General features: G+C 42.7%; 4 protein-coding genes and 1 pseudogene. All 5 read left to right on the top strand.

Annotation, left to right across the window (positions count from 1 at the left end):
* Positions 1 to 408 (top strand): annotated as a pseudogene (locus O9295_RS27070) (RNA-guided endonuclease TnpB family protein); the annotation flags it as partial.
* Complete coding sequence (locus tag O9295_RS27065) at positions 365 to 2,203, top strand: jacalin-like lectin (protein ID WP_288036354.1); 1,839 nt, start codon at positions 365 to 367, stop codon at positions 2,201 to 2,203. The pseudogene O9295_RS27070 and the gene O9295_RS27065, both read left to right, overlap by 44 nt.
* 220 nt (positions 2,204 to 2,423) lie before the next feature.
* A complete protein-coding gene (locus O9295_RS27060) occupies positions 2,424 to 3,080 on the top strand; it encodes a DUF1906 domain-containing protein (protein WP_002759945.1) in 657 nt (218 codons plus the stop codon).
* 444 nt (positions 3,081 to 3,524) lie between these two features.
* A complete protein-coding gene (locus tag O9295_RS27055) occupies positions 3,525 to 4,724 on the top strand; it encodes a hypothetical protein (protein ID WP_288036353.1) in 1,200 nt (399 codons plus the stop codon).
* 58 nt (positions 4,725 to 4,782) lie between these two features.
* Positions 4,783 to 5,708: lipase family protein (locus O9295_RS27050; RefSeq protein ID WP_288036352.1), on the top strand; the 926-nt coding region annotated here is incomplete at its 3' end.

Raw genomic sequence — 5,708 nt, 5'->3', positions numbered from 1 at the left:
GAAAACCAAACGATTGTGGTTGAGAATTTAGCCGTCAAGAATATGGTCAAAAACCCGAAATTATCTCAGGCAATATCTGATGTAAGCTGGGGAGAAATAACCCGACAATTAGCCTATAAATGCCGTTGGTATGGGAGAAATTACATCGAAATAGATAGATGGTTTCCTAGCTCTAAAAGGTGTAGTAATTGCGGGTATATTGCTGAGAAAATGCCGTTAAATATTCGAGAGTGGGATTGTCCAGACTGTGGTACACACCATGACCGAGATATTAACGCCAGTAAAAATATTTTGGCCGCAGGGCTTGCGGTGTCAGTCTGTAGAGCGACCTGATGACCAGAACAGAGTAAATCTGTTAAGGCAGGTGCGAAAAATCCTTCGGGAAAGAAGCAGAAACCTAAATCGTGAGGTTTGGGAATCACCGTCCGTTTACGGCGGTGAGGATGTCAATAATGGCACACCGCAATTAAGCAGTAGCGCACAAAGCTTGTTTAGCAGTTCACCGACGCAGTTTTATAGTGCCTATGGCGATAGCTATGTCTCTTCGGCAGTGTTGGGTATGGAATATATTGCCCTGTTTGTTTTTGAGTGCAGCACTGTTTCGGAACAGCAATCAGTCCTCAACAGTTTAAGCGCTCAGGGAGTGGTGCCAAGTGATCCGCCCATCACTTTAAGCGCTAATCTTGCCAAAAATATTACTCAGGCGGTGTCTTCACTAACCCTTGATTTCTACGCTTACCAGGTGATACGCGGCAGTGATACGCCCCTGCCCAATCCATTTAACAGCACCGGCAGTTCCAGCAGTTCCAGCAGTTCCAGCCAAGGCGCAGCACCGTTAATGAAGGCCTTGAATCCTGAAATCAGTAAGTTATCCCTTCCCTACGCCACCAGCAGCACCTCGACCAGCGATCCTGCTAACAGCGTCACTGTAACCAATGTAATCCAAAGTCTCCTGGCATTTGCCCATGGCTTGAGTGCCAATAACGTTACTGGTTCAGGCATCGCCCTCAGTTATACCACCGCTGGTTATGAGAATCTGGTTAGTGAAACCAGTAACTGGCAATTTCTCGCCAGTAATCGCCCAGTCGCTGATGCCATTAACAGCTATCTGGGTACTCTGGCCACCATCAATAACCAGATGCAGATTGTTGACGATTTGTATCAACGTTATAACTACACTGGCGATGCCACTTTTGCCGCAAACTGTGGGCAGTTGAAAAGTGATTATCAGGCGTTGCGATCGCAACAGATTAGTTTGTTTCAAAATCCGTTTACTGCCTCCTCCTACCCAACACAACCTCAAAGTATTACTAATGGTGTACCTACGGCTAACTGGTCAATCGTTACCGGACCAATCTGGGGTAATGATGCAAGCGCCGATTTCTGGGATATTAACAGTTCAATCGCGATCGGCTGCGAAACCATCAATGGCAGTACTGTAACCACAGCAACGAGCAGCAACAACAGCAGTAACCCGACACCACTCCCGTTGAGCCAACTACCGCTGTTGATTTCTGTTTCAATTTGGGGTGGTGATTATGTCAACCAAATTGGCACAACTTACCAATCCCTCAACGGGACCCAACAGTTTGCCCATGGCCAAGGCACGGTGAATGCCTGGCCAGCACTCAACTTGAGCAAAGGAGAATTTATTACCGAAATCACTGTCATCTATGGTGATTATGTGAACGCAGTTCAATTCAGCACCAACTATGGCCAAACCTCCTTGCTTGCACCTGCCAGTTGTGATTCAGCTTCCGTTGCCACTTGGAGTGTTCCTGGGAACTGCACTCTCATCGGCTTTCAAGGCAGCAGCGGCGATTATCTGAATCAATTGCAACCGGTGTGTCTGAGTTTTTCGCCTGCTAGTTGGTCGTCCATTTCGGCGGACCCAGTGCAATGGGTCGGAAATTATACGCAAACTACCTATTCGAAGTGGGCAACCCCGCCGAATTTAACGATCAGCCTAAATACGGAATCGTCTAGTGTTCAAGTATATCTTAGTGGTTCTCTGATTAATGGTTGGACTTTTGATCCTTCTACTAACGTGCTAAGTTGGACTGCCACAGGGGGAAATATCTCATCGGCAAGCTTAACTTTTTCCACTAATAGTAACGGTCAGCAGAGCTTTACCGGAACTTTGCAATGGGTTGCCCCAGAAACCCCTTGTTCGGGTCCTTATTCGGGAGTAGCGGTTGCTTAATTAAGTTTAAGACTGCGAGAATATCTCGTTATCTCGTTCCAGGGTTCTACCTGGGAACGCTCCCGTCAGGTTCTACCTGAACACAATATTTAAAGCAGAGCCTGGAAACGAGAAAGATATTGCTATATGTTTTGAGGGAACAGCAACTAATTTCTTGCTCGATCGTCATTCATAAATAAGTCATCAATTTAGTTGAATTTTGCTCAAGGAGACATCAACTATGACTCAATTACCCGGAATTATTCAAAGTGCGCCCAATCAATCTTTGGGGTTTGATGCTGATTCTGTAATTACCAAAGCTACCGCCCAAAAATTTGCCAGTCAGGGTTACAAATTTTGTCTCCGTTATCTTTCCTTGGGTGCAGGAGAAGCACCGGGGGATTTAACCTACGAAGAAGCTCTTAGCATTTTACAAGGAGGACTGGCGTTAATGCCTGTGCAGCACGTTTCTTCCCCTGGTTGGGTTCCTTCCGCCCAATTGGGAACAACCTACGGCGATAATGCGGCAAATAATGCAATTTCAGTGGGTTTTCCCAGGAAAGTAAATGTTTGGTTAGATCTGGAAGGAATTAGTTCTGAAGTTTCAGCCGAAGCGGTAATTCAATACTGCACAAGTTGGTATAATGCTGTCGCAGGCGCGGGTTATTTACCCGGGTTATATGTGGGGGCTAATTCGATTTTGAATAGTCAGCAACTCTATGATTTGCCTTTTCAACATTATTGGCAATCAGAAAGTACCGTTCCCCCGGTGGCGGTTCGTAGTTATCAAATGGTACAGTCTTACGTTGGTGAACCAGTTAATGGCATTGGCATTGACCAAGATATTACCTACATTGATAAGGAAGGCGGTGTGCCTCAATGGTTAATTTTAACCTAAGTTTAATCTTTGGATAATTGACTTGACGGGCAGGTATCTATACATTGATGTTATGCCCTATACTATATAAATTTTGCTCTAGGAATATCAACCACTTTACTTTTTGACAAGGAGAGAAAATCTATCATGGCAAAGAATAAAATTGTTGTCTTAAGTGACGTACATATTGGCACGAATGTCCCTACTAATTGGTATCAAAAAAGTTTTCATGAACCGTATTTGTCAGCGATTCTAGATTATGTGATTGATAACGCTGACTCTATTCAGGAGCTAATTTGACTTGGTGATCTGTTCGACTTTTGGACTTATCCGCCTAATTTTACTCCTCCGGCTACCGTTGATATAATTAACGCCAATCCTAATATTTTTGGAGCAACGGGAAAGTTAAGTCAAGCTTTAACTGCTCTCCAAGGGAATGTAACTTATGTCAATGGAAACCATGACATGAATGTCACTCAAAATGACTTAAATAACATTCAAAACTCAGCTAATTACAAGATAAAATATTGTTCAGATACGATTTATTATGTCACCTCTAGCAATGGACAAAAAATGGCTTTTACCCATGGTAACATTTTTACCATGTTTAATGCTCCCGATCTTCAATCTTCCCTGAGTCCTTTACCTGTTGGTCATTTTGTTACCCGAGCTATAGGTTATATGTTAAACAACACCCTTACTCCGGGACAAACTGTTGCTGATTTATCGGGACAAGGTAATCCTAACGGAATCGATTTAAGTGGTTTGGTTTCCTCGGTTGGTTCTCTCATTACTTCAGGTAACTTAGTCAGTGCCGTGCTTGATTACATAATTAAAGTAACTGGAATACCGGAAAATGAGCCGATTATTTTAGCGAATGGCCAAACAAAAACTATGGCAGATGCTAAACAGATATATAGTGGTTTACAAGATCAGTGGATTGCTGATTGGGGAGGAGGTACTAATGGTGAAATGATTACGGGCAAATCGGCGATCGCTGATTTAAGTGGAACTTATATTGCTTGGTTTGCTCAACAATCCGCTTTAGAATCCAACTCAAATTTAATCGTTTTAGGACATACCCACGCTCCGAAATTAGGTATAACTAATGGCTTTGTTCAATATGTTAATGATGGGTTTGAGTGTCCTTCCAGTCCCGATGTTCCCCCACAAACCTTTACTTTTGCTGTGATTGATACAGATACCTGCCAAAGTAATGTTTGTCAAGTAATAAAGCAGAATAATTCTTATCAAATTGTTCCTTTTGCTGCCCCGCCGGACTCAGTAATTTCCTCGATGTCAATGGATTATTCCTGTTATGTTAGTATTGATAACACTCAGGGAAAGTCAACCTTAACCTTAACTAAACCTGCAACTAATGAACACGGTTATTATGTTGTCAGTCCTCCTCAACAGATTAACCCCGGAGAACAGGTCAAGTTCTGGTTACAAGATGCTCCCGGACTATATGGCACTCAAGGGAGTGCAGTCTATTCCCAAGTAGGGGGTAACTCTCTTACTTTTGACTATGCTTGTCCTACAGGTTTATCCTCAAATAGCTGTTCTGGTGCTAATTTTTACGCCTCTAATGATGGGGTAAATTGGGGTCAACTTAATCAAGTTAAAAAGAGCGGTCATCCCTTTTTTGTGAAATTTGTTTTGTGACCATTACCTAGATTTGTCTAAGATACGCCTAATCAATTGACAATTGGAGAAAATTTCAATGCCTACTTACGATCAACAACAAACGCTTTTCTGTCTTTCCATGTTCGCTAATATCAGTAATAGCGAGAAAGTTATTTCCGATTTAGCCAATCCTACGGTTCAAGGAAAAATTGGTCAATGGACAATTCTTTGGGGTCCTGTTATTTATTATCATGATCCTAAAAATCAGAACTGGGATAATATTATGTATGTGGCGAAGGGAGAAAATGCCGAAACCAATAACCCTCAATATGTAGTTGCGATCGCCGCTACGAATCCCCAATCAGTTTTTGATTGGTTACAGGAGGATGCTGCTACCCATAACATGGTTTCCTGGTCAACGCAATTCCCCGAACGCGGAAAAATTTCGGAAGGAACAAACACCGGAATTACTATTCTGCAAAACCTGAAAGATACCTCTAACCGCTCCCTGTTAGAATTTTTGACCCAGGAAATTCCCAGCCAATCTGACCAACCTATTGAAATCATTACCACCGGCCATAGTTTAGGCGGAGCATTATCTCCAGTAATGGCATTATGGCTGTACGAAAATCAAGCAACTTGGAACCCTACCGGTAAACAAATCACCGTCAATACCCAATTTTCTGCGGGAGCAACCCCAGGGGATCAAACCTTTTCTGATTACTACGGAAATACGGAGCCAGGTCTCAATCAAAGCAGCCGACTCTGGAATAGTTTGGATATTGTTCCCCATGCTTGGAATATTGAGCAATTACAGCAGATTCCTACCCTGTATCAATCTTGTAATATTCCTAAATCTTCGAGAATTGCACTATTAGTTAATAGTCAAATTCAAAAAGTGAAAAACTGTAATTATCTGGCGTTAAATCCCAGCACTTTTGCCATGAAAGGTAAATGTGGCGTTTTTTCTCAACCGCAAACAACTCCCCTGAAGCAATTTCTGCAAGAAGCCTATTTTCAGCA

The sequence above is a fragment of the Microcystis sp. LE18-22.4A genome (assembly GCF_027531105.1).
Classification (GTDB): Bacteria; Cyanobacteriota; Cyanobacteriia; order Cyanobacteriales; family Microcystaceae; genus Microcystis; species Microcystis aeruginosa.
The sequence above is the reverse complement of the archived record's forward strand: the minus strand, read 5'-3'. Positions and strand labels throughout refer to the sequence as shown.

What these genes read in the sequence shown, in the direction of transcription:
- O9295_RS27060 (WP_002759945.1), top strand. Translation starts at nt 2,424, where the DNA reads ATGACTCAATTACCCGGAATTATTCAAAGTGCGCCCAATCAATCTTTG.
- O9295_RS27055 (WP_288036353.1), top strand. Translation starts at nt 3,525, where the DNA reads ATGAATGTCACTCAAAATGACTTAAATAACATTCAAAACTCAGCTAAT.